This window comes from Vibrio sp. CyArs1, assembly GCF_022432925.1.
GTDB lineage: Bacteria > Pseudomonadota > Gammaproteobacteria > Enterobacterales > Vibrionaceae > Vibrio > Vibrio mediterranei.
In genome coordinates this window covers 1,063,439-1,087,205 of the sequence record NZ_JAKRBO010000001.1, presented here as the reverse complement: position 1 = coordinate 1,087,205, position 23,767 = coordinate 1,063,439, and the positions used below count along the sequence as shown (strand labels likewise).

Genomic DNA, 23,767 nt, shown 5'->3' with positions numbered 1-23,767 from the left:
TTTTTCTCAAACCAGTAAAATCAAGGCTTTTAATGCAATTTCAACAACTTATATTTCCTCTGTTTTGCTAGTATTGTCCAATAATGACCAGTATCGAGAAAATCTGTCGCCATTTTGTCGCCATTTATTGGCTACAGGCCTAGTTTGGAAATTGGGTTTAGCTCGGCTGCCTGAATGAGGTGATCGGGTGAAAAATGGGAATAGCGCATCGTCATTTTGATGTCGCTGTGACCAAGGATTTTTTGCAGAACCAGAATGTTTCCTCCGGCCTCCATAAATCGGCTTGCAAAGGTATGTCGAAACACGTGAGTGTTTTGTCCGTCTGGCAGTTCAGGGAATGTTTGCCTAACAATATACGCAATGCCATGAAGGCAGTTCTTAAACAGCTTGTCTTTTTCGCCCGTTCGCTCAAACGCCATCAGCTCGTTGTAGAGCTTTTCAGTGATCGGCACAGTGCGATTCTTTTTGCTCTTGGTATCAAGGAACGTGATTTTGTGCTTCGTAATCTGCGGAAGGCGCAGGTTATTGGCTTCGGATATTCGCGCTCCGGTAGACAAACATACCTTACACACCAGTTCATATTCCTTGGCGCGTTTGCTTTTGTAGATTCGGTCGAAGAGGGTGGCGATGTCGTTATTTGAGAAAAAGCCCATTTCAGACTCTGTTACCGGAATCGATTTAACTGTGGCGAGAGGGTTAGGTTGAGTCCACTCACCAAGGGAAATCAGCTCGTTGAATACCGCTCGCAAATACCTTAAATCAAGGTTATTGGTTGGCGCCGAAATGGATGAGCCTGCGGTAGTCTCATCGCCATATCGGTTTTTAGACTTGCGACTAGAGCGCCAGTGAACAAAGTCTTTTGCTGTAAACTTGATGGCAAACGGATTCCCGAGTTCTTCCACTATGGTGCAGAGGCGAGGGTAAACCTTTTTCGCCGACTTGAGGTGCTGGCCGTGAAGTTTATACCAGAGCTCGACTAAGTCTCTAAGTGAGCGCAAGTCCTTTTTATCACCGAGCCAAGGCTTATCATCCACTTCTGCCATAGTGAACTTTTCGAAAGCAAGTGCTTCACCTTTGGTGGCGAAGCGCTTGCGAATACGTTTACCTTTTCGGCCTTGTGGGTAGCATTCACAGAGCCAAGTTTTTTTGTGGCTATCTTTAAGGTTTCTGACTGTCATTGATATGCTATGGCAGGTATGTATAAATAAACAGTATCAGAATGTAAGTGTTTTGCAATGTTTGATAAGCTGCGCACAATATATTCAAGTGCTAGTTTCATTTTAAGGGGAGCATGACTTGTTTACGGAAGCTGCATACAAATCTTTTCTCACATCCCTAAGAACCAGTGACTTCTGAGGTGAGTTACTATTTTTACTCTTGATATTTGGAGTAAGAGACCTTGATACACAAAATGGTATGTATATAATTACAGTGATAGAAGCTTTAGTCCAATGACCGTGACCTTAGTTGAAGAGCTGTTCTGAAGCGAAGAGAAAAAATGGATCCATATAGATAATTATCTGATAAAATCCCGCGATTATTTTTAAAGGTGAAGGTATAAAGTGAAGGCAGTTGATTTGTTCTGTGGGGCTGGTGGGTTGACGCACGGTTTACAGCGAGCAGGTATCGATGTTGTCGCAGGTTACGACATTGAAGAAGCTTGTCGCTACCCTTATGAACGGAATAATGACGCACTTTTTATTCAAAAAAGTGTAATTGATTTAACTAAAGAAGAATTGCTTGCTCACTACAAAGACACCGATTTGAAGGTTTTGGCTGGATGTGCTCCTTGTCAGCCATTTTCAACCTACTCGCAGGGACGTGATGTTCGTAAGGATAAAAAGTGGCCGTTGCTATATGCATTTTCTCGTTTGATCAATGAAGTTGAACCTCAACTAGTAACTATGGAAAATGTTCCAGACGTGATTAAGCATGAGGTTTATCATGATTTTGTAAAAGAGCTAGAGTCTCTAGACTACTATGTTTGGGCTGATAAGGTGTTTTGTCCTGACTATGGGATGCCACAACGTAGAAGTAGACATGTACTATTAGCTTCGAAACTCGGTCCGATTCAATTGAAGGCAAAAACTCATTCAAAGGATGATTATGCTACAGTGGAAGATGCTATAGGTAACAACAAATTACCAGCTCTAAAGGCAGGACAACAAGATGAAAGTGATCGTCTTCATATTTGTTCTGGTCTATCCGAGCTAAACATGAGAAGAATGAGGGCATCCAAAGAAGGTGGAACGTGGCGGGATTGGCCTAAAGACCTTTTGGCTGATTGCCACAGAAAATCTTCAGGTAAAACCTACACCAGTGTTTATGCACGTATGAAATGGGATGAACCAAGCCCAACTATGACAACTCAATGTTATGGATTTGGTAATGGTCGATTTGGCCACCCCTCACAAAATAGAGCAATTTCTTTACGTGAGGCTGCTATATTGCAAACATTCCCACGTGACTACGAGTTTGTATCTGATACAGAGTTATTACGCATCTCAAGCGTTGGTAAAATGATTGGCAATGCAGTGCCGGTTGACTTGGGTCATATTATAGGTGAGAGCTTGAAGGAGCATGTAGACTCCTTCAACCAATAGTTTATTCAAGAGGTGAGCGAGCTGCGCTTATATTGCTGTGCTGTCAGGTATTGATCAACTCCTATCAGTACAGCATTTAGGTAAACTTTTGTTTGCTGGTGAAGCGTAATAAGGGCTTCTATTGCAGTTTCTTGACCACAAGTTTCAAATGATACTTCACCATGAGCTAGTCGATTGCGATTATCTCGAATATCTTTGAGGATCTTTCCGTCTTCAGTAAACTTTCGATCGTGTTCACCTATACTAAAGCCGTACTCTCCAGCTTTTTTCTGAATCATCTTAGCATCGATATTTCCGTTGAAGTGATTGAAACGGTTATAACCTAGCCATGTCATAGCCTTCTCAAGAGTTATTTCACCATGATTTTCTGCCGTTTTATGGTTAGCAGTAAATTTATTAAAGTCCTTTAAGCAGATCTTTTGCAACTCTTTACTAAGCTCAAAAAAGCTAAGCTTTTCTGACTTTAATTGTTTATGAACAGCATCAAGACAATCAGTCATTACAGACTCAACAAGGTTATAAATAAGCAAATAGCTTGCTGCGGATAGCGTTTTGACTAATCTTCGGTCAATCTGATAATCTGAGCTTTTAACCAGTTTCTCATCACTAACCTTTGCCAAATATTGTGGTTTACTATCAATAAGTTCTTTTACAAAGCATAGATGACGCTCTATCTCTTGGGAGCGCTCTTCTAATAAATCTATAGCATCTTCAATATATTCATTCATGATCGCAAGTACTAAAATAGTTCTGGTTGAGGGTCAATTTTCCTTGGGTCAGAGAAGACTTTATCAGGATCACCAATTAATTCGATATCTCGAGCCAGTAAGCTATCACGAACGAAATGAATCCTATTTGCAACCTTTGGTTTCGAGTTACTAGAATCCGACCTTGTTAAATGACCAAATTCTGGGCTAAATAACCAATCGACATTTTCTACCTTTAGGTTGGGGTTTTCTTGTAGTGCAAGTGTGCAACCAACTGATATAGCTTCAAATCGAATACGTGGCACTGAATTATTGGTTGCGTTTTTCTTGAATCCATATTTAAAGTTCTGCTTCACAAACTCCAACATGGTGTCGAACTTGTTGCGTAATTCTTCTTCATTGAAGCCTTTAGCATTCATATCGTCTAAATAATCATTAAGAAACTCATCAACTCTATGGTTAAAACTCGTATAGCGGTCGGTATAGGCAAAGAATCTCAAGACAAACTCTTCATTCTCACGATGCTTGATTAAATTGGGACTTATCGGACACAGTTCTGCAAATAGAGAACTTTTGGCTGCTTCTTTGATGAAGTTTAGGAACTTACCATCCTTTGAACCTCGTCTCTGCTCCATTGGTTTTAGCTTGGTACCACCGCTATTTAGACGGTCAAACATTTGACGGCGAGCTTCATCGTCTAAGTTTTGTGTCATTTCGATCATGCGAATTGTTTTCTTAAAGAAACGTCGTTGTCGAGATTTGGGTAAGTCATGGAAATAAAAGCCTTCCAAAGCAGGTAAAAGCTCCAACTTTCTCAGTGGCCAGTGGCCTTGCACATATTCAACGATTGTACGAATTCGTTGTGATCCGTCGACGACCTCGCTTCGCCCTTCATCATCATCAGCCAGAAAGATATACGGGATAGGTAAGTTGATTAAAATTGATTCTATAAATCTGATTTTTTGAGCAATTTTCCAAATCATTTCACGCTGGTAGTCTGGGATGTATATGTCTGCTTCATCATCTTCTAGTCCGACTGTAAATTTTGATACTAGAACTTCGATTGGGTATTCACGAATGTCGTAGTCAGAAATTTTCTGTTTTTCCAAAATTTGTTCTTCAGCAATGGCTTGTTTTTCTTCAGTTATTTGAGATTGTTTAAACTCACTAAATTCATTTTGCATATGCAGAACTCTCACAGATTGATAAGTATTTACTTCTTCTTCATTTCCATCGCCACGCGACCAAGCACCTTAATGTCATCCTCAGACACTTCAATAGTCGATGTTCCAAACGCAATAGCGAGCTTTTTACCCGGCAAACGCTGTAGGTAGTTAATAGACAGTCTTCCATCTACATCGATGAGATAATCACCCGAGATAGGGTCTGTTGATTCTTTGTCTATGTAGTACAGGCCAGCGTCGTCCTCAATTACTTGGGTCATGTCTGGTTTTAAGCCAAATCTTTCAAGAGTCGCGAGATCCAGAGACATGGAGCCGCTGTCTTCCAGCACTCCGCCACTTAGTTTGTTGAGCCTTAGCTCCTCACCGGTACTGGCTTTGTTATCAAAGGGTTTTCCTTCGCCTAAAGCCAAATACCTAACTGAGGCACCCGAGGCCAAATGCTCTCTTACGATAAGTTCGAAGCCAGTACGGTTATGTGTATGCCAAGTGAAGAACGTAGATTTCGGCACGCCGTAGTGGTCAGCAACTAAATCGAAAGTTGCACAATTAGTCACTTCTTTTAGCTTCTGAGTGAAATCTCTACCTTTGAGATACTCAAAAGGTGGGACTTTAGCGTCTATTTTGCTCATTTCGATACCTGTATCACTTGTGACATACAATAAAAGGTGTCTCAGATCACTTTTTAGAGTTTCACTTTGTTGTTTAACTAATTCTTTCCATTTTGCGATTTGACAATATCGTAAAAGCGATCAAAAATTCGTTATAAGTGAGTTGGAGCTGTCATGTCTCACCAATAAGCTTCAACTAAATTCAAACAAGTAGGATAGCATTATGGCAACTATTCAAATAGCGGTTGACGCACCTTTTTGTACTAAAAAAGAGTTTCTTAGACGCACTGGCTGGTCCGCTTCCTCTCTAAATCGCGCCATAGCAAATGGCGATATCCCAATCCTTGAAAAGAAAGGCGAAAAAGGCTCGGTTCTTATCAACTTGCCAAAGCTGATGCAACGCTCAGCGGAGCAAGAGGTATGAAGTTCGCCTCCTCACCATCGACCAAGCCCACTTTGCGAGATGCATTGAGTAAGGCTTGGGAAAAAAGATACCCAGATAAATGCCCAATTTGGTTAAACGCCATTTATTGGTCGTTCGTTCTCGTACCTTTATTCTTTAAATGAGTGTTAGTCATGAACGAAAAGAACTCAATGTGCGAATTTCGTGAGCTCAAACAAAAGTCATTTGACGAAGCTTGTTTCTCATTCGCGAGACAAGAAAACATGGAAGCGATAGCCCGAGAGCTAGAAATGTCGCCAACCATGCTGCGCAATAAGCTCAATCCAGATCAGCCACACGTGCTGAAACCTGTCGAGCTTATCGCTATCTCGAAAGTCAGTGGTAATTACACGCTGGTCAACAGTCTTTTGCTTGGGCTCGACGTGGTTACCGCACCCGTTGAGTCAGCCGAACAAGCCGAGTCCATAGTAGGACGCCTATTCAAACACAGCGCTAACGCTGGCGAACTCTCCGCGTGGGGCTTGGCACACGGCAACCAAAGCTATTTCTCAAGGACACAAAAGCAATCTCTCATCCAAAAAGCACAAGCAGGTATCGGCAATCTCGTCCTGCTTATCAATGAAATCGAAGACCGCACCACAGGCCTACAGCCATTTATACAAATGGGCACAGACTTTTTGGCTAATGGTGCGCCATTACCGGGTTTAGCGTGAGGGTAAAGGGAATGGTATTAAGGACGGCTGTCGGGCAAGTCACCAATGAAGTGACCTACAAGCTTATTTATGAAGGTGTATTCGTAGTTGGGTTTCAATCCAAGGCGAATGGCAGCGCGGTTAAATGCAAGTGCAGTGATAGCTCCAAGTGGATCACTGCTGTGTTCCGAGGCAGTGTGGACCATGTTATTAAATTCTTTCGCTTCATGATCATCCATAACACTCAAAAGTTTTCCAAACTTCTCTGCTTGACTACGTGCTTGCATGGACTTTTTAAGAGGCTGAATTACTACATTGATAGCAGCAAGAATAGCCACCGCCAAACCAACCAAAAAGTCGAGCTGCAAGGAAGCTGCAACCGATGTGCCCAAAATAATAAGTGCGATGTTGATACTAGCATCAACTCTTCGCCAAAACGTGTAGTGCATTTCTTCCAGCCAAAAGCTGTATTCAATATCGAACTTACTAATTTTTGTCGTCATTGGTGTCACCCTCTAGGAGTTATTCCTCGTCTTTTGGTGGTTCTGGTTTGCGAGGTATCTGTTGTTTGAAGTGGTCTGGATTATCCATGCTAATTCCTACTTTGTTATTGAGTCGCAAAGTAATTCTACCGTGTATTGGGTCGCACTACTACACAACCAGTTGCTGATCTGGATATTAAAATCAGCACATATCAAGGAGGCGTTATGAGTCAATTAGCTAGAACCCAAGAAACACTACGTGAAACACCTTGTGCTGCAGAAAGTATCGCGGCGTGTAAGTCACTGTTTAACGGTGAGGCAACCCGCCGCAAGTTGCAAAAAATGTTCAACAACCTACCAGACAAGAGCCGCGGCCTAGTGCTTATCGCAGGTGGTTTACCAGCGAAAGATTACAAGCGTGAATTTGAGTCGTTCGATGATTTAGAACTGCAAAAAGTCCGCAAGGGGATGCAGTACTTAAAAGAGGCTGTAGTCGGTTTTGACAAACAGTTGGGCGATGTTCGTCGTTTGAAGCACTACCACTTTAGCAGCACCCATTAACCCTATTCATTACTAGCCAACTTTGCCCCAGCCGTATAGGGGCTCCTTTTCGTCTTAGCGTAGGAGCAAGGAAAGATGAATAACACAGCAGCCAAAATCGCGATTAAACGCGCAGTCCTATCCACGATTCAAAGCTTGTATGCCTTAGCAATGGATTGTGCCGACGTTCTGAGTATTCGAATTGAGTACTCATCCAAAATGAAGCTGATGAACATTGTCTTGTTCTCAGATAACGCTACTCACCGGGTTTATAACCTGGTGATTTTGGATAGCGAAGAAGCGCTTGAGGATTTACTAGCGGTTGAAGACAAGATTATCGAAAGAGTTGCGCAGCTTCGTGACAAAAAAGAAGCGGAGGTAGCAGCGTGAGCAACATTTACGAACAACTATTCAACCAGTCATTTGAACAGATTGCAGCACGTTTTGAAAAAAGCAGCACAGTGCAGCAAGAGGAAATAGTGATTCAGCTTGATGCGATTGCTAAAAAGCTCACACCTGTTCAAACCCACCGCCCATTAAAAGATGTTTTAGCCGATATCAAAGAGGCTATGCAAGGTGATCGCGCAAGCGTGTTTTTCGCACATAACTATGTGAGTTGGTACCGCTCTTATGAAAACGACAATGCCAAACCACAGCTGCATCACTGGTCACAGCTAGATATGAAAAACCGCAGCTTGTTTATTGAAATGCTTGCGTTGCGTGACCTTGGCCGTTGGGACGATGAAGCACTTTTTCAATTCGAACAGTACTGCTTGTCAGTCATTGGTAAGTAAGGGGCCACTATGCAATATGCCGCAATTATGCTCTGCCCTGACGGTGGAATTATCCGTCATGAACAAACACAAGAAGTTGCCAATGTCCTTGTTGGTGATTTCGAATCGATAGAACAAGCCATAGATCAGGCATGTTTAGATTTAGATTGCGCTCACTTAACTAAAGGTGTGTTGAGCAAAGGTGAGGGTAAAGGAGGCTTTATGTTGGTCACGACTCAGGAATTGGGGGAAGTATGAGCTATAAACCCATACCTGAAAAAGATCTTTTATACATAGGAGGGGCAGTTATGCCCCTTGACCGAATCAAAAAAAACGATGCCAGCTATAACGCTGGTTTTTTTGGTTCCAAACTTTATACCGACCAAGAACAGGCACTTTTAGATAGTGGGGCAGTTAAGAAAATCCCTATTTATGACCGTATTCTCAACAAAAAATCGAAGCGCGACATCGATCTTATTAGTAGAACGGACTTCTTTAAAAAGGTAAATCATACGCCCAAACACCTCCGCGAAGCGGCGGCGAGAATCGCCGAAGAGTATAGGCTAGTCAAGGGGAGCAAAAGTCCGACAGGGCGATATAGGGTTGATAACTTCAAAAAAATTAGCCGTTTGCTGGGCCCCTTGCGAGCTAGATGCCCTAGTTCCATTTTATTGGCGTCATCACAAGCCCATGATAATGAGCACGTCTTGTACCGCTCTACGGAGCAAAATAGCGCCTCGATTCTGAATGAGAATGGCAAAAGAGCGAGAGGGGAGCCAAACAAAGTACCGACGTTTGTGCAATTGATGCATCGTGATTGGAACGAAACTTATAAGCTCCAGGTGATAACAGAAACACCGTCTGGTAATGCGCCCGCGGAAAACGTTGGAGCGAGGTTTACTGAAAAACTAAATCCAAGAGCTGTGAGTCGAATATTCGAAGCCGGTGCATACACGGCTGCTTGTCATGGTGGGTTTACTACGTTTCTTACTCTGACCTTTTCTAAAAAGAAACGACTTGAATTGTTTGGTGGGATGTTGGATGAGGCCGATTGCCAAACCATGGGTTCACATCACCCAATACAGTACAAGCGCAACATGGTAACTAGCTATCCTAAGCGTGGTGAAAAGAAAATCTGGGATCCAATTACTGATATCGGGGGTGAATATATCACTGTTCCAACAAAAGATTCCCCATACCCAAGAGTAATGAACCGAGGAAGCATCATCGCAGGGCCGTATTGCGACATTAAGCAAAAGCCAGAGAAAGAATTCACGATGGAAAAGGGCCTAGAAACGACCATCGGCAAAGAGGTATCACGCTTCTTAGATGCAGCCAAAAAAATGTACCAGCGCGGTTGGGTTGCAGACCACACAACGCAAATAGATCCCGAGTCTGGATCTAAGTACAGTGACCTTAAAAATCACAAAGTTCCTATGCATGTGCAGCCATCGATAGAAGGGCCAACAGTAATACCAGCAGATTTTCATTACATTTGGGTCGCAGAGTGCCCGGCAAATGAGGACGGTGAACCGAATCCTCATGTTCATTTGCTATTGCGTTGGTCTGTTCCCGAGCCTTTGTTTAGCCCATGGGCCAAGAGACTAGAAAAAATCTGGGGGCATGGTTTTGCGAAATTAGAGCGTATCCGTAAACCTACCGCCGCGAGCTCTTATATCATTAAGGCCGTTGGGTATGCCGCGAAAGGTGCGAATGCTGGTCAGGGGTTAATACGTGGTAACCGATACAATATCGCTCGATGCTCACGAGCTCCAGATTGGGAGTGCCTTGCGGCATTCGAAACTCACAATATGACAGCGATTATTCGAGAGATGGGCTCTAGGCTAGAGCAATGGAAGAAACCTTTGCGGCGTAAAATTAACAAACTGAATGCGGCCAAGGCCCAAACCATCAAAGCTAAAGCAATCGCAAAACAACAGGGTAAGCCTGAAGACTATAAAAACAGGCTTTATTTCCGAATTATTCGCTTAGAAAAAGAGGCTCAAAAGATCAGCAAGGTCATTAGAGAACGTGGGGTTCACGTTAGTAACTCGAATCGTTTTTGTATTTCTTTTGATAGTGAAGATGCGAAGCAAAAAGTAGACGACTTCATGTTCTGGGCGGCAGGTGCAAGAGGCTGGGCGTTGAAGTGTCGTAACCTAGATTTGAGTGATGTGAAGCACAGTGCTGATAACTTTTATGAAAGCTCATTCGCTAGGTTCAAAGACAATCAGGCATACTGGCACTCTGTACTCCACGATGTAGTGCAACCCATTGAGGTTGATGAAAATGAGGTGAGCTATTGGCGGAGTATTACTGCTGATTATTTAGAAGGGCGGTTTCAACCAATGTTGAGTTAGGAGCGTGTATGCCTAAATCAAAAGGCGAAAGGTTAGATGAGTACTATTGCATGTGTGCGAAAGATTGTAGTAACACTAAATTCGATGCTAAGAGATGGCGACATGTGGGTTGAAAACACAGCTATAGATTAATTATTGACGCCATAGTCGTTTGTTAGCCGTACATCACACTCTTAGTACTTTATTACACCAGCTAACTTGTGTATAACCCTAATTATATCAAGGTGTAAGGTTACTACAATGTACGAAAAGTTCGTAGCAAAAGACAAAGATGTATTTGCGAGCCCATTATTTATCGCGTCAATTACTATCCCATTCCTGACGGCCATCGGTATCGGTTTAGGAATACACTACAGCCTTGAATTTTCAGCATTTCTAAGCAACATTTGGGCAACAATGAAGCTACCAATAGCTATTGCTTCTTTGTCACTGCCGCTTGCTACATGGGTTATAGCAAACCACCGCTCAGCCCAAACAACTAAAGCCAACAAATTACAAGAATCTAAGCGCTTAGTTGAAACTTACCTTGAGCAAGAGAGCTTTTTTGAACGGGTATATGGACGAAAAATAACTACTGCAAATTGGCAATTCATTACAAAGGATGATTTACCTGTTATTCATGCAGAGCTGTACGAATTTCAAAGACTGCATGAGAAAGGTCAAATTACACCAAAAGAAAGCCTGAGCGAAGATATACAACAGTATTTCGATGGCACAAGAAAGTGCTTTTGGGAATTCTACGAGTACTTTATGGAAGAAAAACGAGATGCAAATAACGAGTATCTTTTAGAGTCGTTGACTATACAGTTATTTGAGTTTCTGCACCGACGACTTGGAATATTTTCAGGAGCATTTGGCACTAGAAATATCGACGTGAACGAAACAAAACTAGGCATGTATATCACTGCCTACTTTGAAATCTACTACTTATGTATCGATCTAAACCTCCCAGTCAATGGTACAACTGCTGAAATACTTTCTGAAGACTATGAAACATTCAACGCCGTTGCTAACTTAATTGCTGAACGATTTGGGAATGGACAGGAAGACACCAACCTTAATGCATTTCGTAAAAGTCTAGAAATTAAAAGAATGGTTAAGTTTGCGGTTTCAGAGCCACACGTGCAGACAATCAACAAGCTTATACAGGACTGGTCGGAAAATTTTTCAGATCACTACGAGTCTATGAAATCACTTCCCTTTGACGATACTTATCTAGGTTTTAAACTATTTACCCATACTCCAGATGACGCTGTCACCATGAGTTTTATGGAAACTGAAGAGGAAGAATACTTCGGTGAGTTAAGACTAGAAAAAGATTCTGAAATTGTATTTATGCCGATATTCAAGGAAGACACAAAGTTAAGATTTCACCAAGATGCACCGTCAGCAAATCAGACGATGAACGAAATACTGATTTTCTTATCTAAACATTTTCCACGAGGCTGATATGTACGACTAACGCCTTGTTAAGGTGTGAGCAACGCAATACCGAAGCCGCCGCATACCACCTTAAACACATAAACCAACGCAAACTGAAAATGCCACGCGTTGCGAATCACTCTTGAACAATTTGTTAGAAGTTTGCTCACCTAGTGCTCCGACTTTCCCTTTTCGCGTCATGTGGGAAACAGTTTGTATACGCACGAGCAACATGACTTTTGCCATTGTCATCTATGACTACACAAACGAGATTGCACGGATTTCCCAATGCACTCCGCCAATTGTGATGACGCTCCTCATATTCTGCTTCAAATTCAACGTAAACGTATGCTGAGCGAACCCATTCAAACGGAATTGAATGTTTTACAAGCAACCCTTTAAACATCTTTGAATAGCGTTCAGTCATGAGGTCAAAGTGCGGGTAATATGGAGCAATCTGTTGGGAGCAAAGGTCTATTGAAACACATTTGCTTTGAAGGTGGTCTACGGACAGGTAAAGCTTACCGATACCCCAATAACCATCGACATCATTGTTTCTACTCCGAAACGAGCCAATAATACCGCTTGCAATACTACCTAGTTCTCTCCTGCGTCCCATATTTATTCCTAAAACTTCTAACGCCTTGTTAAGTAGCAGCTAACCACAACTGCAGCCAAACAAGGCCACCGTAATCACTAAACCCAATTCAGGCCAAAATCGCTGACTGCTTGAACAATTTGTTATGTGCAATACTGATCAACTACTTTCCTTTAGCTTCAGCGTAAGGATTGTATTTGGTAGCACTATTTGGAGATTTACAACTAGGCTTGCTTGCCTGAACATTACTTTGCGCCATCTGGTCATTCTGATAATACTTTAGAGGCGGGGCTGGACGTATACTCTTAATTCTTTGAGACCAGCCTCGCTCGAAATCATTAAATTCGGTTGAATTTCTTGGATATGGATTTCTATAGTGCTTAGCAAGATAACCTTGTTTATATGCTTCCGTTCGACCCACCATAATTATTGATTACTCCTTTACGCTTTTAGCACATAACGAATGACATGGATTCCCCCTCCCGAGGATCTGCCACACTCTTGTGGTACTTGTTAGAACCGGAGGCACCATGTCTGATTATTCGTATTTTGGCGGTATCGACTTAGCTAAGAACCACTTCAGTCTTCATGTCGTTGACCAAAAAGGCAAAGTTATTCTACATAAGTCAGTTACACGCTCTAAGTTGTTGACTACCATATCAAACCTTCCACATATGCGTATAGGTTTGGAAGCGTGCGGTGGTGCACATTACTGGGCAAGAACTCTCAACAAACTTGGTCACGATACGCGCATCATGGCGGCTAAATATGTCGCTCCATACAGAACTAAAGGAAAGAACGATCTCAATGATGCCGTCGCGATATGTGAGGCTGTTCAACGCCCTGCGACTCGTTTTGTTCCAATTAAATCTCCAGAGCAACAGGCTATTTTGTCGGTACATCGTATGCGTGAGCACTGGGTTCGCGAACGAACAGCTATCATGAACCGCATTCGAGCTCTGCTTTCTGAGTTTGGGCTCGTTATACCCGTCGGGCGCTCGTCATTAATGAAGCAGGTTCCACTCATTCTCGAAGATGCAGAAAACGACCTGCCTCAACTTGCTAGAGTCGTTATCCATGACGCATACCAACACCTTTATGCTCTCAACCAACGCATTGCAGATACTGAGCAGACATTCGAGTCCTTCGCTAAGATCAGCGATAACGTTCAGCGCATTATGAAAGTCCGAGGGATCGGCCCTCAAACTGCGACCGCCATACTAGCCTCGATAGGCAATGGAGCTCAGTTCGATAAAAGCCGGGACTTCTCTGCCTGGCTCGGCTTAGTTCCCAAGCAATACTCTACAGGCGGTAAACTCAAACTTGGGAGAATCACCAAGCATGGGGACAAATACCTTCGTACGCTACTCATCCACGGAGCAAGAACCGTCATCGCCAACCTCGGTGATAAGCAAGATAGGCTCAGCCAGTGGTGTCGAAATGTATTAGAACGACGAGGTATGAACCGAGCGGTTGTCGCTTTAGCGGCTAAGAACGCACGTATCATCTGGTCACTGTTACACAATCAAACAGAGTATGAGAACTACGCTGCTTAAGCTCTAACGAACCCAAGCAGCGAGAGTATTACACCCACCGGGTCATAGCAGACGCAATGGATGGAGATAGGTTAAGACCACGTGCGGAGAGCCTGTTAATGCGGCGGACATTAAAATGTCATCTAACGAATAAGGCACCGCAGTCGCGCAAAGTCATCAGGGTCACGATGTTGCGAACCATCGATAAGTAGACCGAATGTAGAGCGGCAGTCCAAAACCCATCACTTGAAGTTTAGCGGATGTTTGACAGCCGGGGGAATCCATGTAGCCTTGTTAAGTAGCAGCTAACTACCACTACACCCAAACAAAGCCACCGTAATCACTAAACTCAACCAAACCAAAATCGCCAAACGTTAGCTGTCTGCTTGAACAACTTGTTAGTTTTACGTTTACTCCTCAGACTCCGCGATCATTTGCGTTCGCCAATCTGCAACATTTGCCCATTTCTCACCTGTTACTCCGTTGTGTGACCAAAACACTACCTCACCGCTGAGGTTTAAACAGTAATAGTCAGAGTTATCTTCGCATATGGGTAATAATTCCACTGGTAAATCGTAATACTCGCGAGCATTTTTTAATGTCTCGAAAATGTTCGCATAGCTGGGAGGATTCAGTATTTCTAGCGCTTCAATAGGCGCATCGCCTAGGTCATAGCCAGATTTAATGAACTCTATATATTCAAGTGGAAATTCAAAACCTAGAATTTCTTGAGCTTCACCTAATTGGGCATCTGTAATTGTTTTAAACATAAATCTATCCGTTTTCACATCGCAAACTAGTACAACTAACGCCTGCGATAAGGTGCCCCACACTACACTAACAAAGCGCACCGAACTTCAAACCCAAAATGCCGAGTGTAACGGGTCACCTTGATTGCTTTGTTAAGTTAACCTATTCAATCCGTTTTAGCTTATGAAGAGGGTTTATAACTCTAGTTCTTAAGGACTTGCAAAAGCCGTCAATCCCGGGGAAAAGAGTGGCAGCGCTAATATTCATTTTTTGAAGCTTACGTAATCCCTCTAAGCGAAGAGATGATGGAATAACAATTTTTAAACACTTACTTTCATCTCCGTACTCTTCAACGATTTTGTCAAAAGTATCAGTTGTATTACTCGGAACTAGAAAAGCACCTTGCTGAAGAAGTAACCTTTCATTTGTTTTAAAAGGTTCATAAGCCATAAGAAAATTACCACCATCATTTTTTGAATCAAGCACTCTATCTTTGTAAACTGAATTACCAAAAAGCTCTTCGTCAATTTCCTTAAACTTATGATAATTAAAGCAGTATATTGCACAATCATCCTCACCAGACTCCAATGCAAAATAACTCGCTATGTACGGAGAATGCGATACATCTAACATACGAGTTGGAGCCCCATAGTGCTGCATCACGGAAAGCCACTCCAGCGTATCGCTTTCACTTAAATTATTTATACCGTATAAGTGCGCATTAGCTTTAAATGTTCTCACTATTTCTTGTTCAAACTCGTACTTATCTTGCTCTGATAAGTTAAGGTATGAAAAATCCTCAAACAACCTGTAAATACTTGTTTTTAAACCCCAGTCAGCATTTGTCTGACCTCTAAAAAGCCAGTTATCTTGATCAAGAATTTCAAAGATTCTTTCTAGTTGCCTCCAAGTAGACACTCTGCATTCAATCCATGATGCATCCGTTTCAAACTGAAGCTTCTTTCGAATTATTTTCTCTATACCTTTAACTAACATAGTACTCCAATACTGAAAGTTAACTTAACGCTTATTAGACGGAATTTTTCCGTATTTGCATTTTGTCTATGGTGCTAGTAATCATTATGAAACTCAATTTACATCAGTCTGTTATGTGATTCGAAAGAGGGTTTTGCGGAAAGTTTCCGTATAAGTGCCGAAAGCACTGAGTAGTGCAGTTTGTTGTTAGATCTGGATGGACAGTTTGGCTGAATCTTACCACTGCAGTTCGCAGGGAAGGAAAATGACATATGAGTGAAGTAGGTCTAAGAAATTAGCTAGAAACATGTATGGATATACAGTATATTTTCAGTGTCACTGGTAAGGATATTGATATGTCTAAAGAAAAGCAGCTATTTCAATCCGCTCTGGATGTCATCATCGATGGTGTTGCCGTAAGCACGACAGGGCAGGGAAGAGAGGAAGCGGGGCGTGTGCTACTTGAAGGAGTACTGCCAAGGTTTGCTCATCTTTTGGATGATGAAAAAATAAAAGTCATCCAATCGATAATCAGGATGGCTGATGAAGCGGATAGTCCAACTTTTAAGCTATAAAATGGAAAGCTGCTGTTTCAATTCTTCTCTATGTTCTGGTGCTAAGGCCTTAACCATATTAAAAGCTAACTGCGAGGTGGTTTTAGCACTAGGGCTAAGAGTGTGGCTATAAGACAAGTTCATCACGAATGTGTGACCACATTCTGGGTCACTGCACGAGCAATACAAATCTGCATATTTCGAGCTCATTCTGTTTGATTTCTGGATGCGGCTTTTTTCGCCGCACTCTGGGCAAAGCACTCTCATAACAATGACCTAGCTGAACTGACTGACAGTTCAATATTAAGCCACAAACTGTGTTTTTGTACAGTTTTATGCGGTTGTTCCCGTATCGGTATCAAACTTTAAATGGAGTCGCTTGGGGATCTCTGGGTCGCTGTTCACTTCATCCATAATCAGTTCACAGACTGGAATGATTTCATCTTTGGCGTATTCACTGCCAATCTTGATCGGGTCGCCTAAACTGGTGGTACCTTGAGGGATGATCCCTGCTTTACCTACTGGGAAGCGATGGCCCACTAGAATATCTTGGGCGGTAATATTCTTAATTCGCTCAAATTCGTCCTTAGTGGCAATGTCGCCCACGGGGATTAACTGGATACCTTTCTCTTTGCCGTTTGGAATGTTCACAAACATACTGCGGAAATTACCCACGCCTTTGGAGCTGGCAATGCTTTCCTTCATCTTCTTTTCGTCTTCTTCACTTAGGTTCGGGTCAGAAGCGTAGAAGATAAAGCCCATGTGAGCCCCGTTCTTGTAATAACGGCGACGAAATAGTGTGGCATCTTTATTTAGTAAGCTGCTCTGAATGCTGCCTAAATAATCGGGTAACCCATAAACTTGTTGTTGTGGGTCGTACTGAGGTAAGAAGATCACATCTTCTTTGCGGTATTCTCGCTGTTGGTTGTCTCGTTCAAGAATGACAATGTTGCCGTTTTTACGCCTACGTAAATACATGCCAGGTAACGGGTGCAAACGTACTACACGTTTAAAGCCATCACGGATTTTTAAGAAAGCGCCATCACCAAAGGTAAAGTAGTCGCGGCAAAAAGCTTGAATATGCCTGCGGCGAGTTGAGACTCCTTGTTGTAATCGACCAACCACATAGTTGGCCCGAGCGATCAGCAAAGAGCCATGATAGGCGTTGGCTCTGGTAATATCGGCTAATCCAGTGCGTGAAATTGGCGGTTCCCAATAGTTATCGGAATCGTTGTAAAACAAATCTGAGTAGGAAGTCATCCAACTATTAGAGTCGATAGCTTCGGGTGCAGAGTCGATGTGGTAAACCGACTCGGGTGCTTGTTCTTCTTGTTTGACTAAAGTTTCTATTTGCTCGGTCATGCTGCGGTTGCCCAAGTTGATTTAGTTGGTGTTGAGTGGTCTAACGGCTCATTAATAATGGCGTGAGAAATTGCCCAAAATGCATCGGCGTGGCCTGTGGTTTGGCTGCGTTCTGCTTTGAATGTCATGGCGTTGCCGCTGGCGGTTGGTACTCGCTTAATCGCCATGAATGCCATAGCAATGTCTTTGTGTTCGGCATCAAATTGCAGTCGTTTGGCTTCTACAATGTCGATCATCTTCATCACAAGGCGGTTTTTGTTTTCGTTGCTGTAGTGAATAGCGTGAGATTCACGCGGGTATTTCTTAGAAATTAAATCCCAAACACCGCCACCAATGCCCGTGATATCGACGCCAATGTAAGTGACTTTGTAACGCTGAAAGACTTTTTCGATCTCTGAAACGTGATACTGGAAGTTGAGCCCTTTCCAATAGTGCTTTTCCAATACACGGAATTTTTCACCCGCTACGGCAGGCGGTGCCACAACCACCAAGCAGGCATTGTCTCGGGTTCGTGATGGGTCATAACCTAACCAAACCTCTCGACGGGCAAAAGGTTGTTTATTGTTTGGTTTGAAGTCTTGCCAGTGGGCCGCGTCTACCATGCCTTTTTCAAGGTCAGAGAACTTGAAGACAGAAAGCGAACCATCAACAAACACACACATAAACAGGTTGTTGAAGTCGTCTTGGCTGTATTCTTCTCGCAGTTCATCAATATCGAATAGGTCACAACCACCATTAGCGGCATCTTCAATGGTGACAACATAACGCCACTGCTTATCGTCGCAGAGTCGGCCACCATCGCGATATTCTTCAAAGGTTGGAAATTCTATCTTGGCGCGAGACTCTTTGCCTTTTCGCCATTGGTCGCCCGTCCAAAATGGGTAAGCCTGGTGCATTTTTGAAGACGGTGTAGAAAAGTAGGTTTTACGCCACTTCTTATGCGTAGCCATTGCTGAAGCGAGTTTGTTCAGCTCATCAAACTTAGGTATCCAGAAATATTCATCAACATAGACATGGCCGTGGTAGCTCTGGGCTGTTTTGCTGTTAGTTGATAGGAAGCGTAGTTCTGCGCCGTTAGAAAGAATGATCGGGTTGCCGGTTAACTCGATGTCTAAAAACTCTTTACCAATAGCAATAATGTAGCTGCGGAAAACTTCCGCTTGAGCGCGAGAAGCAGAAAGGAATATTTGGTTATCGCCCGTTAGAATTGCATCTTCTAACGCTTCACCACTGAAGTAGTAAGTCGCACCGATTTGGCGTGATTTAAGGATGTTGCGAATACGCTGCTTAATATTGTTACGCATGACATGCTGATATTCGAACAACGATTCATGCCAGCGTTTAAAGTCTTCTTCGGCTAGGTGCTCAATGCTGTTTTTCTTTCGACTCTTTTTGCGATTGCTGTTGCCACCACGGCCTTGGTTGGCTGGTTCAGAATCATTAGCCTTCGAGCTGCCTTGCGAAAGCATGCGTTCAGCTTTGGCTTTTGCATCGGCATTCGCTTTTAGCAACTTAACGTGATGGTCTATGAGTTTATCCATCTCTTTAAGCTGCTGATCGGTTTTCTCGTCCTTATCAATTAACACGGCCAAACGGCGGTTAATCATTTCCTCTACAGAAAGTTCGTTCAACAACAAAGCCCAGCCGAATTTCTCCGCCCAGGTATAAATGATGCGGTCGCTATTTAGGTTAAGTTGCGCCGCTATTTCCTTTGGAGGTACCCCGCGTAAATAAAGCTTTTTCGCGGCCTCTTTAATTTCATCTGAATATGCCATAGCTGCATCATACGCCCCGAAAACTCTCAAATGACTAAGCAAAATTCGGATGAATTCGGATTTAGCCAAAATCCGAATTTCTAGGAATTGAAGTGGCTGAAAGCAGTCATTCAAAGGCGTATTGTTTGCGTAAATCGAGATGTAAATAACAAAATTTTGAGTATGCGAGTATGTAAATGCCAAAGATTAGTGACTGGAAAATCATAGCGACAGAAGGGCCAACCGTAGACGGGCGCAAAATTACCCGCGAATGGTTAACTCAAATGGCGGAGAACTATTCGCTTGAAGAATACCCAGCATTGATTTGGCCAGAGCACCGCCGTTTTTATGGTTTCGGTGAAAACTGGGGCAAGGTAGTAGAGCTTAAAGCGGAAGAGAAAGACGGCAAAATGCGTCTGTTCGCAAAGCTTGAGCCTAACGACTACATGCTTGAAGCAAACCGTAAAAAGCAAAAGCTATTCACATCCATTGAGCCAAACCCCGATTACAAGGGCGAAGGGCGTTGTTACTTAATGGGCCTAGCTGCGACTGACTCCCCAGCCTCCACAGGTACTTCGCTACTTCAATTCTCTCGTAAGCAAGGTGAAACCACCGAACTTGAATGCAGTGCACTTGAAGAAATCGACTTTTCAACCTGTTTCACCAAGAAAGACCGCTTTTTTGCGGCATTCAATGAATTTTTCTCTTCTGGCGATGAAGTGCCAGAAACTCCATCAATAGACGAGGATACCGAAGTGACTGAAGAGCAACTTAAAGCAGCACTGAAAGAACAGTTTTCTGCATTCAAAGGTGAGTTCAAAAAAGAACTGGCCGAAGAGTTCAACCTCAATGCAGAAACCCCAGAAGAACCAGTAGAAGAACAAGATCAAAGCCAAGCGATCGAACAGTTCTCTGCCACTCTGGATAAAAAACTCAATCCGCTTTTTGAGAAAGTGGATGGTCTCGAAACCCAGTTCAACAAACTTTCACAGGAAGTACCTGACCAAGAGCCAAAGGGCGAAGGTGCTGATGACAAATTCTCAACCACGGAGATGTTTTAAATGCTGAATGCACTATCAACCACCTATTTACTAGAGTTCTGCACAGCAACGCTATCAGCGGCAAACGCTCCACAGGGCACACAGACGTTTAACCTAACACCACCAATGGAAACTAAGCTGCGCCAAGCAATTATGCAGTCCGATGCGTTTCTTGGAATGGTTTCACTACTGCCTGTTCAACAAATTAAAGGCCAAGTGGTCGATGTGGGTGATGATGGCCTGTCTACAGGTCGCTCCGATACTGGGCGCTTTAGCGTTGAAGTAGGTCAAAGTGATAATACCTATGAACTGACAAAAACCGATTCAGGCGCACACATTATGTGGGAGACCATGACTCAGTGGGCCAACTCAGGCTCAAAGAATGAATGGCTAACCATGATGAAAAATGCCATCTCTCGTCGCTTTGCCTTGGACATGCTGCGTATTGGTTTCAATGGTACATCTATCGCAGCCAAAACCGACCCAGTTGCTAATCCGCTAGGACAAGATGTGAACAAGGGCTGGTTAAAAATTGTAAAAGAGAAAGCGGCAGCTCAAGTGCTAGCGTCAGCCGACCTTGATCCAACAGGTGCGACCCAAGATTCATACAAAAACCTTGATTCGTTGGTGCAAGACTTAATCAATACAACCATTGCTCCAGAGCATCGCCAAGACCCTGATCTTGTTGTGTTGGTTGGTTCTGATTTGGTGGCGGCTGAACAACACCGCTTGCTTGAAGCAGCAGATAGCCCAACTGAGCACAAAGCGGCGCAAAGCCTAGCTAAGACGATTGCGGGTAAAAAGGCTTACACACCGCCGTTCTTCCCTGCTAATCAAATTTGGGTGACCAATACCAAGAATCTACAAATCCTTACGCAGGAAGGGACGCAGTGGCGCAAGCAGAAGAACGATGAAGATGAGCTTCGCTTTAAGCAAAACCATATCCGCATGGAAGGTTATGCAGTGGGCAACCTTAAAAAGTTTGCTGCAATCGAAACGGTCACAGTTGTTGACCATGCGCCAGCCGCGTAAGGGGTGAACAATGGTTAGTTCATTAGCAAGACAGCGTAAACAGATTCTTGAAAAGCAAGCTAACCAGTTTGCGCCAGAAACCGTTTCTGGTGTAGACACCGACAGCCTGCACATCAAACTGATTGAGTTTGAAGAAGACCGCAAGCACTTGCGTTCCTTCAATGCGATTGCTGATCGTGTTGAGCATAAGCGTAATGTCTTGGTACCTAAATACAAGCCGTATGTTCAAGCCTACTTAGAAAGTGGTGAGCAATTCGAGAATCCAATCTTCACCAACATGGTGATCTGGCTTTTCGATATTAAAGAGCTAGATACCGCGATTGAGTGGTGCATGACGGCAATCGAACGCGACTTGCCAACGCCAGAGAACTTCCGCCGTGACTGGCCGACATTCTGTGCTGATGAAGTACTGGATTGGGCCGAAAGCGAATCTGAACGTGGTAACTCGATTGAACCTTACTTCTCCAATGTGTTTGAGAAGATCGAAAAAGATTGGCGTTTACACGAAAAGGTTCACGCCAAATGGTTCAAGTTCGCAGGCTTATACCTGATTCGAAATGAAGAAGGCCAACCGCAAGCGACAGCAATCGGCAGTTTGGAAACGTTGGAAAAGGCTTTGGCTCTGCTTCAACACGCCCACGATAAGCACAGCAAAGTGGGTGTGGGTACCCAAATCAAGAAAATTGAACAACGAATTCGTGCCATTAAAGACGGCAAGAATCTGTAAAGACTCCTACGCCACCGCGCCTCGGCTGGTGAGGTAAGAGAAGCCAATAGGCTAACTCGATACCGTCGACCCAGTGGCTAGAGGCGCACTTATTCAAAGAAGGAATCGTGATGAGCTTTGGTGGAAAAGTTAACAGCGCAGTAAATACCGCCATACCAGGTGAAGGCTGGCCGGATTTATCAACCGATGAATTCCGTCAATTGCGCCGTATTCCTCACACTTTTGACAACGATTCTATGGCTGCAGCCGTGAGCATTGCGGCTCTGAATATCCAACAACGACTTGCAAGCCTATTGGTTGACGATATTCCGCCACAGCTAAACGCAGCCAAAACAGCGGCATATAAACGCGCGGTTTATGGTTTGGCCCATGCTGATCTATTGCCAGAGTTCGCCACGCAAGACCGCCGCAAAGAGGGCGAAAGCGTAGCGACAGATGAACCAGAACAAGAGGCACGCTTTATCACTCAAAGCAATCAAGATGTGCGCTTGTTGCTTGGCCGAAGTGCCAATGGGATTGATTCGATATGAGCGATACAGCCTACAACAAGACCAAGCTTGAGCATTTAACGGAATACATCGTTAGCCACCTCAATAGCAACGTACTTGATAACAAAATTGATGCTTGGCAAGAGAACGGCTCGATAGTGCCAAGCGGTGAAGACCGAGGCAACGATGGTTACATCGCGTGTTACTGGAAATACAACGCGGTGATCTCGGTAGAGGAGTTTCCTCACCAGTTATTAGACCCGCGCTGTTTGCTTGCTCTTGTGGCCTGTTGGTTAAGCGACCATGAAGAAGACCGCAACGAACAAGAGCTCGAAGACCCAACACTTTCGGTTGATGTGATTAGCAGTGAGCTGGCTGATGTGAGCATAGAGCTTGAGCTGATGGAGCCTATCGAGTTGGTACCAGATTCAGAAGCCGGAATGATTACCTGGCGCGGAATTAAATACCGAGTTCAAGCCGTAGAGATTTACACCGCAGAAGAAGCGGAGTTGGTGAATGAAACCAACGATTAGTGCGAATAAAAGGGATGTGCTCAACATGCAAGAAAAGCTTGCCATGTTAGCACTGCCACCAAAGAAGCGAGTTTGGATACTGAAAACCCTAGGCCGTTGGGAAAAAACCAATACACGCAAACGAATTCAGCAACAGAAAGATATTCACGGGCAAGCATTAGAGCCCAAAAAGGGGAAGAAGCGCGGCAAAGTGATGCGCCGTATGGCGAAAGGGTTAACCCCTTATGTACGAAACGCCAACATGCTCGACCTAACTTGGAACAACAAGCTCACCGCAAGAATTGCAGCCAGGCATCACGTTGGTCAAAAGCAAAAAATGACCAAGCGCCAAATGCAAAAGCGTTGGGGAACACCAGACTATTCCGCGCCTTGCCGTAAAGGGCAAGCGCGAAAGCTAAGGGAACTGGGTTACACGGTACCGAGAAAAAGCGGCAAAGGACGGAAAAAGCCAAGCCTTCGTCTGTTAATGGAAACCGTTACCCATGGCCAAGCAGGGCAAATTATCCGAGAGCTGAGCAATCAGCCTAGTGTAACCGCTTGGGATATCCCATTAGCAGAACGCCAGATATTAGGCAGTAACGAACGCGAAGTAACCCGCCAACTCATAAAGATCTTTGAGCAGGCCAAGACGCGAACATAAGCGAG

Annotated in this window: 28 protein-coding genes; 17 read left to right on the top strand and 11 right to left on the bottom strand. The window is 43.7% G+C overall.

The genetic code is table 11. The annotated features are described in order from the left end of the window. Window positions 1-131 precede the first annotated feature (131 nt). Complete coding sequence (locus MMA19_RS05125; RefSeq protein WP_240205675.1) at window positions 132-1,178, bottom strand: tyrosine-type recombinase/integrase; 1,047 nt, start codon at window positions 1,176-1,178, stop codon at window positions 132-134. A gap of 384 nt (window positions 1,179-1,562) precedes the next feature. Between MMA19_RS05125 and MMA19_RS05120 the strand changes: the two genes are divergently transcribed. Beyond that, window positions 1,563-2,603 carry a DNA cytosine methyltransferase gene (locus MMA19_RS05120; protein ID WP_240205674.1) on the top strand — a complete coding sequence of 347 codons (1,041 nt, stop codon included), beginning with the start codon at window positions 1,563-1,565 and terminating at the stop codon, window positions 2,601-2,603. Between the two features lie 5 nt (window positions 2,604-2,608). Here the strand turns inward: MMA19_RS05120 and MMA19_RS05115 are convergent, their stop codons facing one another. From MMA19_RS05115 to MMA19_RS05105, 3 genes are read right to left on the bottom strand one after another with little or no spacing between them, the layout of a single operon-like run. Next, complete coding sequence (locus MMA19_RS05115; RefSeq protein ID WP_240205673.1) at window positions 2,609-3,331, bottom strand: MAE_28990/MAE_18760 family HEPN-like nuclease; 723 nt, start codon at window positions 3,329-3,331, stop codon at window positions 2,609-2,611. 11 nt (window positions 3,332-3,342) lie between these two features. After that, entirely contained in the window at window positions 3,343-4,494 is a 1,152-nt protein-coding gene (locus MMA19_RS05110) for a DUF262 domain-containing protein (protein WP_240205672.1), read from the bottom strand. A 29-nt stretch (window positions 4,495-4,523) separates the two neighbouring features. Continuing rightward, a complete protein-coding gene (locus MMA19_RS05105; protein WP_240205671.1) occupies window positions 4,524-5,123 on the bottom strand; it encodes a helix-turn-helix domain-containing protein in 600 nt (199 codons plus the stop codon). A 202-nt stretch (window positions 5,124-5,325) separates the two neighbouring features. On the opposite strand from MMA19_RS05105, the gene MMA19_RS05100 reads away from it, so the two are divergent. Further along, a complete protein-coding gene (locus MMA19_RS05100) occupies window positions 5,326-5,526 on the top strand; it encodes a Rha family transcriptional regulator (RefSeq protein WP_112460220.1) in 201 nt (66 codons plus the stop codon). 152 nt (window positions 5,527-5,678) lie between these two features. After that, window positions 5,679-6,218: a phage regulatory CII family protein gene (locus tag MMA19_RS05095; RefSeq protein ID WP_240205670.1), complete on the top strand. Its 540-nt coding sequence runs from the start codon at window positions 5,679-5,681 to the stop codon at window positions 6,216-6,218. A gap of 17 nt (window positions 6,219-6,235) precedes the next feature. On the opposite strand, the gene MMA19_RS05090 is transcribed toward MMA19_RS05095, so the two are convergent. Beyond that, complete coding sequence (locus MMA19_RS05090) at window positions 6,236-6,700, bottom strand: hypothetical protein (protein ID WP_240205669.1); 465 nt, start codon at window positions 6,698-6,700, stop codon at window positions 6,236-6,238. A 204-nt stretch (window positions 6,701-6,904) separates the two neighbouring features. Between MMA19_RS05090 and MMA19_RS05085 the strand changes: the two genes are divergently transcribed. The 6 genes from MMA19_RS05085 (at window position 6,905) to MMA19_RS05060 (ending at window position 11,801) form a co-directional block, all read left to right on the top strand. Beyond that, complete coding sequence (locus tag MMA19_RS05085; protein ID WP_240205668.1) at window positions 6,905-7,240, top strand: hypothetical protein; 336 nt, start codon at window positions 6,905-6,907, stop codon at window positions 7,238-7,240. Window positions 7,241-7,315: 75 nt separating this feature from the next. After that, window positions 7,316-7,609, top strand: a complete 294-nt coding sequence (locus MMA19_RS05080) for a hypothetical protein (protein WP_240205667.1) — start codon at window positions 7,316-7,318, stop codon at window positions 7,607-7,609. Further along, window positions 7,606-8,013, top strand: coding sequence for a hypothetical protein (locus tag MMA19_RS05075; protein ID WP_240205666.1), 408 nt, complete (start codon window positions 7,606-7,608; stop codon window positions 8,011-8,013). The genes MMA19_RS05080 and MMA19_RS05075 overlap by 4 nt, the downstream gene beginning before the upstream one ends. Window positions 8,014-8,022: 9 nt before the next feature. Then, window positions 8,023-8,250 carry a hypothetical protein gene (locus MMA19_RS05070; RefSeq protein ID WP_240205665.1) on the top strand — a complete coding sequence of 76 codons (228 nt, stop codon included), beginning with the start codon at window positions 8,023-8,025 and terminating at the stop codon, window positions 8,248-8,250. After that, complete coding sequence (locus MMA19_RS05065) at window positions 8,247-10,352, top strand: hypothetical protein (RefSeq protein WP_240205664.1); 2,106 nt, start codon at window positions 8,247-8,249, stop codon at window positions 10,350-10,352. Before MMA19_RS05070 ends, MMA19_RS05065 begins: the two co-directional genes overlap by 4 nt. A 240-nt stretch (window positions 10,353-10,592) precedes the next feature. Next, a complete protein-coding gene (locus MMA19_RS05060; protein ID WP_240205663.1) occupies window positions 10,593-11,801 on the top strand; it encodes a hypothetical protein in 1,209 nt (402 codons plus the stop codon). A 139-nt stretch (window positions 11,802-11,940) separates the two neighbouring features. Here MMA19_RS05060 and MMA19_RS26605 read toward each other — a convergent pair whose 3' ends face one another. Beyond that, window positions 11,941-12,393 carry a hypothetical protein gene (locus MMA19_RS26605; RefSeq protein WP_346657522.1) on the bottom strand — a complete coding sequence of 151 codons (453 nt, stop codon included), beginning with the start codon at window positions 12,391-12,393 and terminating at the stop codon, window positions 11,941-11,943. A gap of 509 nt (window positions 12,394-12,902) precedes the next feature. On the opposite strand from MMA19_RS26605, the gene MMA19_RS05050 reads away from it, so the two are divergent. After that, window positions 12,903-13,928, top strand: a complete 1,026-nt coding sequence (locus MMA19_RS05050; RefSeq protein ID WP_240205662.1) for an IS110 family transposase — start codon at window positions 12,903-12,905, stop codon at window positions 13,926-13,928. 389 nt (window positions 13,929-14,317) lie between these two features. Here MMA19_RS05050 and MMA19_RS05045 read toward each other — a convergent pair whose 3' ends face one another. Together MMA19_RS05045 and MMA19_RS05040 are read right to left on the bottom strand one after the other, a co-directional pair. Next, window positions 14,318-14,677 (bottom strand): SMI1/KNR4 family protein, encoded by a 360-nt coding sequence (locus tag MMA19_RS05045; RefSeq protein ID WP_240205661.1) that lies wholly within the window; start codon window positions 14,675-14,677, stop codon window positions 14,318-14,320. Window positions 14,678-14,819: 142 nt separating this feature from the next. After that, complete coding sequence (locus tag MMA19_RS05040) at window positions 14,820-15,653, bottom strand: FRG domain-containing protein (RefSeq protein ID WP_240205660.1); 834 nt, start codon at window positions 15,651-15,653, stop codon at window positions 14,820-14,822. A gap of 335 nt (window positions 15,654-15,988) precedes the next feature. Between MMA19_RS05040 and MMA19_RS05035 the strand changes: the two genes are divergently transcribed. Then, the gene (locus MMA19_RS05035; protein ID WP_240205659.1) at window positions 15,989-16,207 is read left to right on the top strand and encodes a hypothetical protein; all 219 of its coding nucleotides are present in this window, start codon (window positions 15,989-15,991) and stop codon (window positions 16,205-16,207) included. On the opposite strand, the gene MMA19_RS05030 is transcribed toward MMA19_RS05035, so the two are convergent. The 3 genes from MMA19_RS05030 to MMA19_RS05020 form a co-directional block, all read right to left on the bottom strand. Next, window positions 16,202-16,453 carry an ogr/Delta-like zinc finger family protein gene (locus MMA19_RS05030; protein WP_240205658.1) on the bottom strand — a complete coding sequence of 84 codons (252 nt, stop codon included), beginning with the start codon at window positions 16,451-16,453 and terminating at the stop codon, window positions 16,202-16,204. The two genes, MMA19_RS05035 and MMA19_RS05030, sit on opposite strands and share 6 nt — an antisense overlap. 66 nt (window positions 16,454-16,519) lie before the next feature. Beyond that, the gene (locus tag MMA19_RS05025) at window positions 16,520-17,548 is read right to left on the bottom strand and encodes a phage portal protein (protein WP_240205657.1); all 1,029 of its coding nucleotides are present in this window, start codon (window positions 17,546-17,548) and stop codon (window positions 16,520-16,522) included. After that, complete coding sequence (locus MMA19_RS05020) at window positions 17,545-19,323, bottom strand: terminase family protein (protein ID WP_240205656.1); 1,779 nt, start codon at window positions 19,321-19,323, stop codon at window positions 17,545-17,547. Before MMA19_RS05020 ends, MMA19_RS05025 begins: the two co-directional genes overlap by 4 nt. A gap of 176 nt (window positions 19,324-19,499) precedes the next feature. On the opposite strand from MMA19_RS05020, the gene MMA19_RS05015 reads away from it, so the two are divergent. From MMA19_RS05015 to MMA19_RS04990, 6 genes are all read left to right on the top strand, one after another. Next, entirely contained in the window at window positions 19,500-20,363 is an 864-nt protein-coding gene (locus MMA19_RS05015; RefSeq protein ID WP_240205655.1) for a GPO family capsid scaffolding protein, read from the top strand. After that, entirely contained in the window at window positions 20,364-21,374 is a 1,011-nt protein-coding gene (locus MMA19_RS05010) for a phage major capsid protein, P2 family (RefSeq protein ID WP_240205654.1), read from the top strand. It abuts the gene before it with no gap. A gap of 10 nt (window positions 21,375-21,384) precedes the next feature. Next, on the top strand, window positions 21,385-22,101 hold the full coding sequence (gene gpM / locus MMA19_RS05005) for a phage terminase small subunit (RefSeq protein ID WP_240205653.1): 717 nt from the start codon (window positions 21,385-21,387) through the stop codon (window positions 22,099-22,101). A 110-nt stretch (window positions 22,102-22,211) separates the two neighbouring features. Then, window positions 22,212-22,631, top strand: coding sequence for a head completion/stabilization protein (locus tag MMA19_RS05000; RefSeq protein ID WP_025536119.1), 420 nt, complete (start codon window positions 22,212-22,214; stop codon window positions 22,629-22,631). Then, window positions 22,628-23,122, top strand: a complete 495-nt coding sequence (locus MMA19_RS04995) for a phage tail protein (RefSeq protein ID WP_240205652.1) — start codon at window positions 22,628-22,630, stop codon at window positions 23,120-23,122. Before MMA19_RS05000 ends, MMA19_RS04995 begins: the two co-directional genes overlap by 4 nt. Next, window positions 23,106-23,762, top strand: a complete 657-nt coding sequence (locus MMA19_RS04990; protein WP_240205651.1) for a virion morphogenesis protein — start codon at window positions 23,106-23,108, stop codon at window positions 23,760-23,762. Before MMA19_RS04995 ends, MMA19_RS04990 begins: the two co-directional genes overlap by 17 nt. The last annotated feature ends 5 nt before the right edge of the window (window positions 23,763-23,767 follow it).

Bases quoted from the DNA above. Each gene is read 5' to 3' on its own strand.
- MMA19_RS05010 (WP_240205654.1), top strand. From the start codon at position 20,364: ATGCTGAATGCACTATCAACCACCTATTTACTAGAGTTCTGCACAGCA.
- MMA19_RS05090 (WP_240205669.1), bottom strand. From the start codon at position 6,700: ATGACGACAAAAATTAGTAAGTTCGATATTGAATACAGCTTTTGGCTG.
- MMA19_RS04995 (WP_240205652.1), top strand. From the start codon at position 22,628: ATGAGCGATACAGCCTACAACAAGACCAAGCTTGAGCATTTAACGGAA.
- MMA19_RS26605 (WP_346657522.1), bottom strand. From the start codon at position 12,393: ATGGGACGCAGGAGAGAACTAGGTAGTATTGCAAGCGGTATTATTGGC.
- MMA19_RS05035 (WP_240205659.1), top strand. From the start codon at position 15,989: ATGTCTAAAGAAAAGCAGCTATTTCAATCCGCTCTGGATGTCATCATC.
- MMA19_RS05065 (WP_240205664.1), top strand. From the start codon at position 8,247: ATGAGCTATAAACCCATACCTGAAAAAGATCTTTTATACATAGGAGGG.
- MMA19_RS05115 (WP_240205673.1), bottom strand. From the start codon at position 3,331: ATGAATGAATATATTGAAGATGCTATAGATTTATTAGAAGAGCGCTCC.
- MMA19_RS05100 (WP_112460220.1), top strand. From the start codon at position 5,326: ATGGCAACTATTCAAATAGCGGTTGACGCACCTTTTTGTACTAAAAAA.
- MMA19_RS05045 (WP_240205661.1), bottom strand. From the start codon at position 14,677: ATGTTTAAAACAATTACAGATGCCCAATTAGGTGAAGCTCAAGAAATT.
- MMA19_RS05080 (WP_240205667.1), top strand. From the start codon at position 7,316: ATGAATAACACAGCAGCCAAAATCGCGATTAAACGCGCAGTCCTATCC.
- MMA19_RS05085 (WP_240205668.1), top strand. From the start codon at position 6,905: ATGAGTCAATTAGCTAGAACCCAAGAAACACTACGTGAAACACCTTGT.
- MMA19_RS05000 (WP_025536119.1), top strand. From the start codon at position 22,212: ATGAGCTTTGGTGGAAAAGTTAACAGCGCAGTAAATACCGCCATACCA.
- MMA19_RS05020 (WP_240205656.1), bottom strand. From the start codon at position 19,323: ATGGCATATTCAGATGAAATTAAAGAGGCCGCGAAAAAGCTTTATTTA.
- MMA19_RS05070 (WP_240205665.1), top strand. From the start codon at position 8,023: ATGCAATATGCCGCAATTATGCTCTGCCCTGACGGTGGAATTATCCGT.
- MMA19_RS05025 (WP_240205657.1), bottom strand. From the start codon at position 17,548: ATGACCGAGCAAATAGAAACTTTAGTCAAACAAGAAGAACAAGCACCC.
- MMA19_RS05030 (WP_240205658.1), bottom strand. From the start codon at position 16,453: ATGAGAGTGCTTTGCCCAGAGTGCGGCGAAAAAAGCCGCATCCAGAAA.
- MMA19_RS05105 (WP_240205671.1), bottom strand. From the start codon at position 5,123: ATGAGCAAAATAGACGCTAAAGTCCCACCTTTTGAGTATCTCAAAGGT.
- MMA19_RS05095 (WP_240205670.1), top strand. From the start codon at position 5,679: ATGAACGAAAAGAACTCAATGTGCGAATTTCGTGAGCTCAAACAAAAG.
- MMA19_RS04990 (WP_240205651.1), top strand. From the start codon at position 23,106: ATGAAACCAACGATTAGTGCGAATAAAAGGGATGTGCTCAACATGCAA.
- MMA19_RS05125 (WP_240205675.1), bottom strand. From the start codon at position 1,178: ATGACAGTCAGAAACCTTAAAGATAGCCACAAAAAAACTTGGCTCTGT.
- MMA19_RS05060 (WP_240205663.1), top strand. From the start codon at position 10,593: ATGTACGAAAAGTTCGTAGCAAAAGACAAAGATGTATTTGCGAGCCCA.
- gpM (WP_240205653.1), top strand. From the start codon at position 21,385: ATGGTTAGTTCATTAGCAAGACAGCGTAAACAGATTCTTGAAAAGCAA.
- MMA19_RS05040 (WP_240205660.1), bottom strand. From the start codon at position 15,653: ATGTTAGTTAAAGGTATAGAGAAAATAATTCGAAAGAAGCTTCAGTTT.
- MMA19_RS05110 (WP_240205672.1), bottom strand. From the start codon at position 4,494: ATGCAAAATGAATTTAGTGAGTTTAAACAATCTCAAATAACTGAAGAA.
- MMA19_RS05015 (WP_240205655.1), top strand. From the start codon at position 19,500: ATGCCAAAGATTAGTGACTGGAAAATCATAGCGACAGAAGGGCCAACC.
- MMA19_RS05050 (WP_240205662.1), top strand. From the start codon at position 12,903: ATGTCTGATTATTCGTATTTTGGCGGTATCGACTTAGCTAAGAACCAC.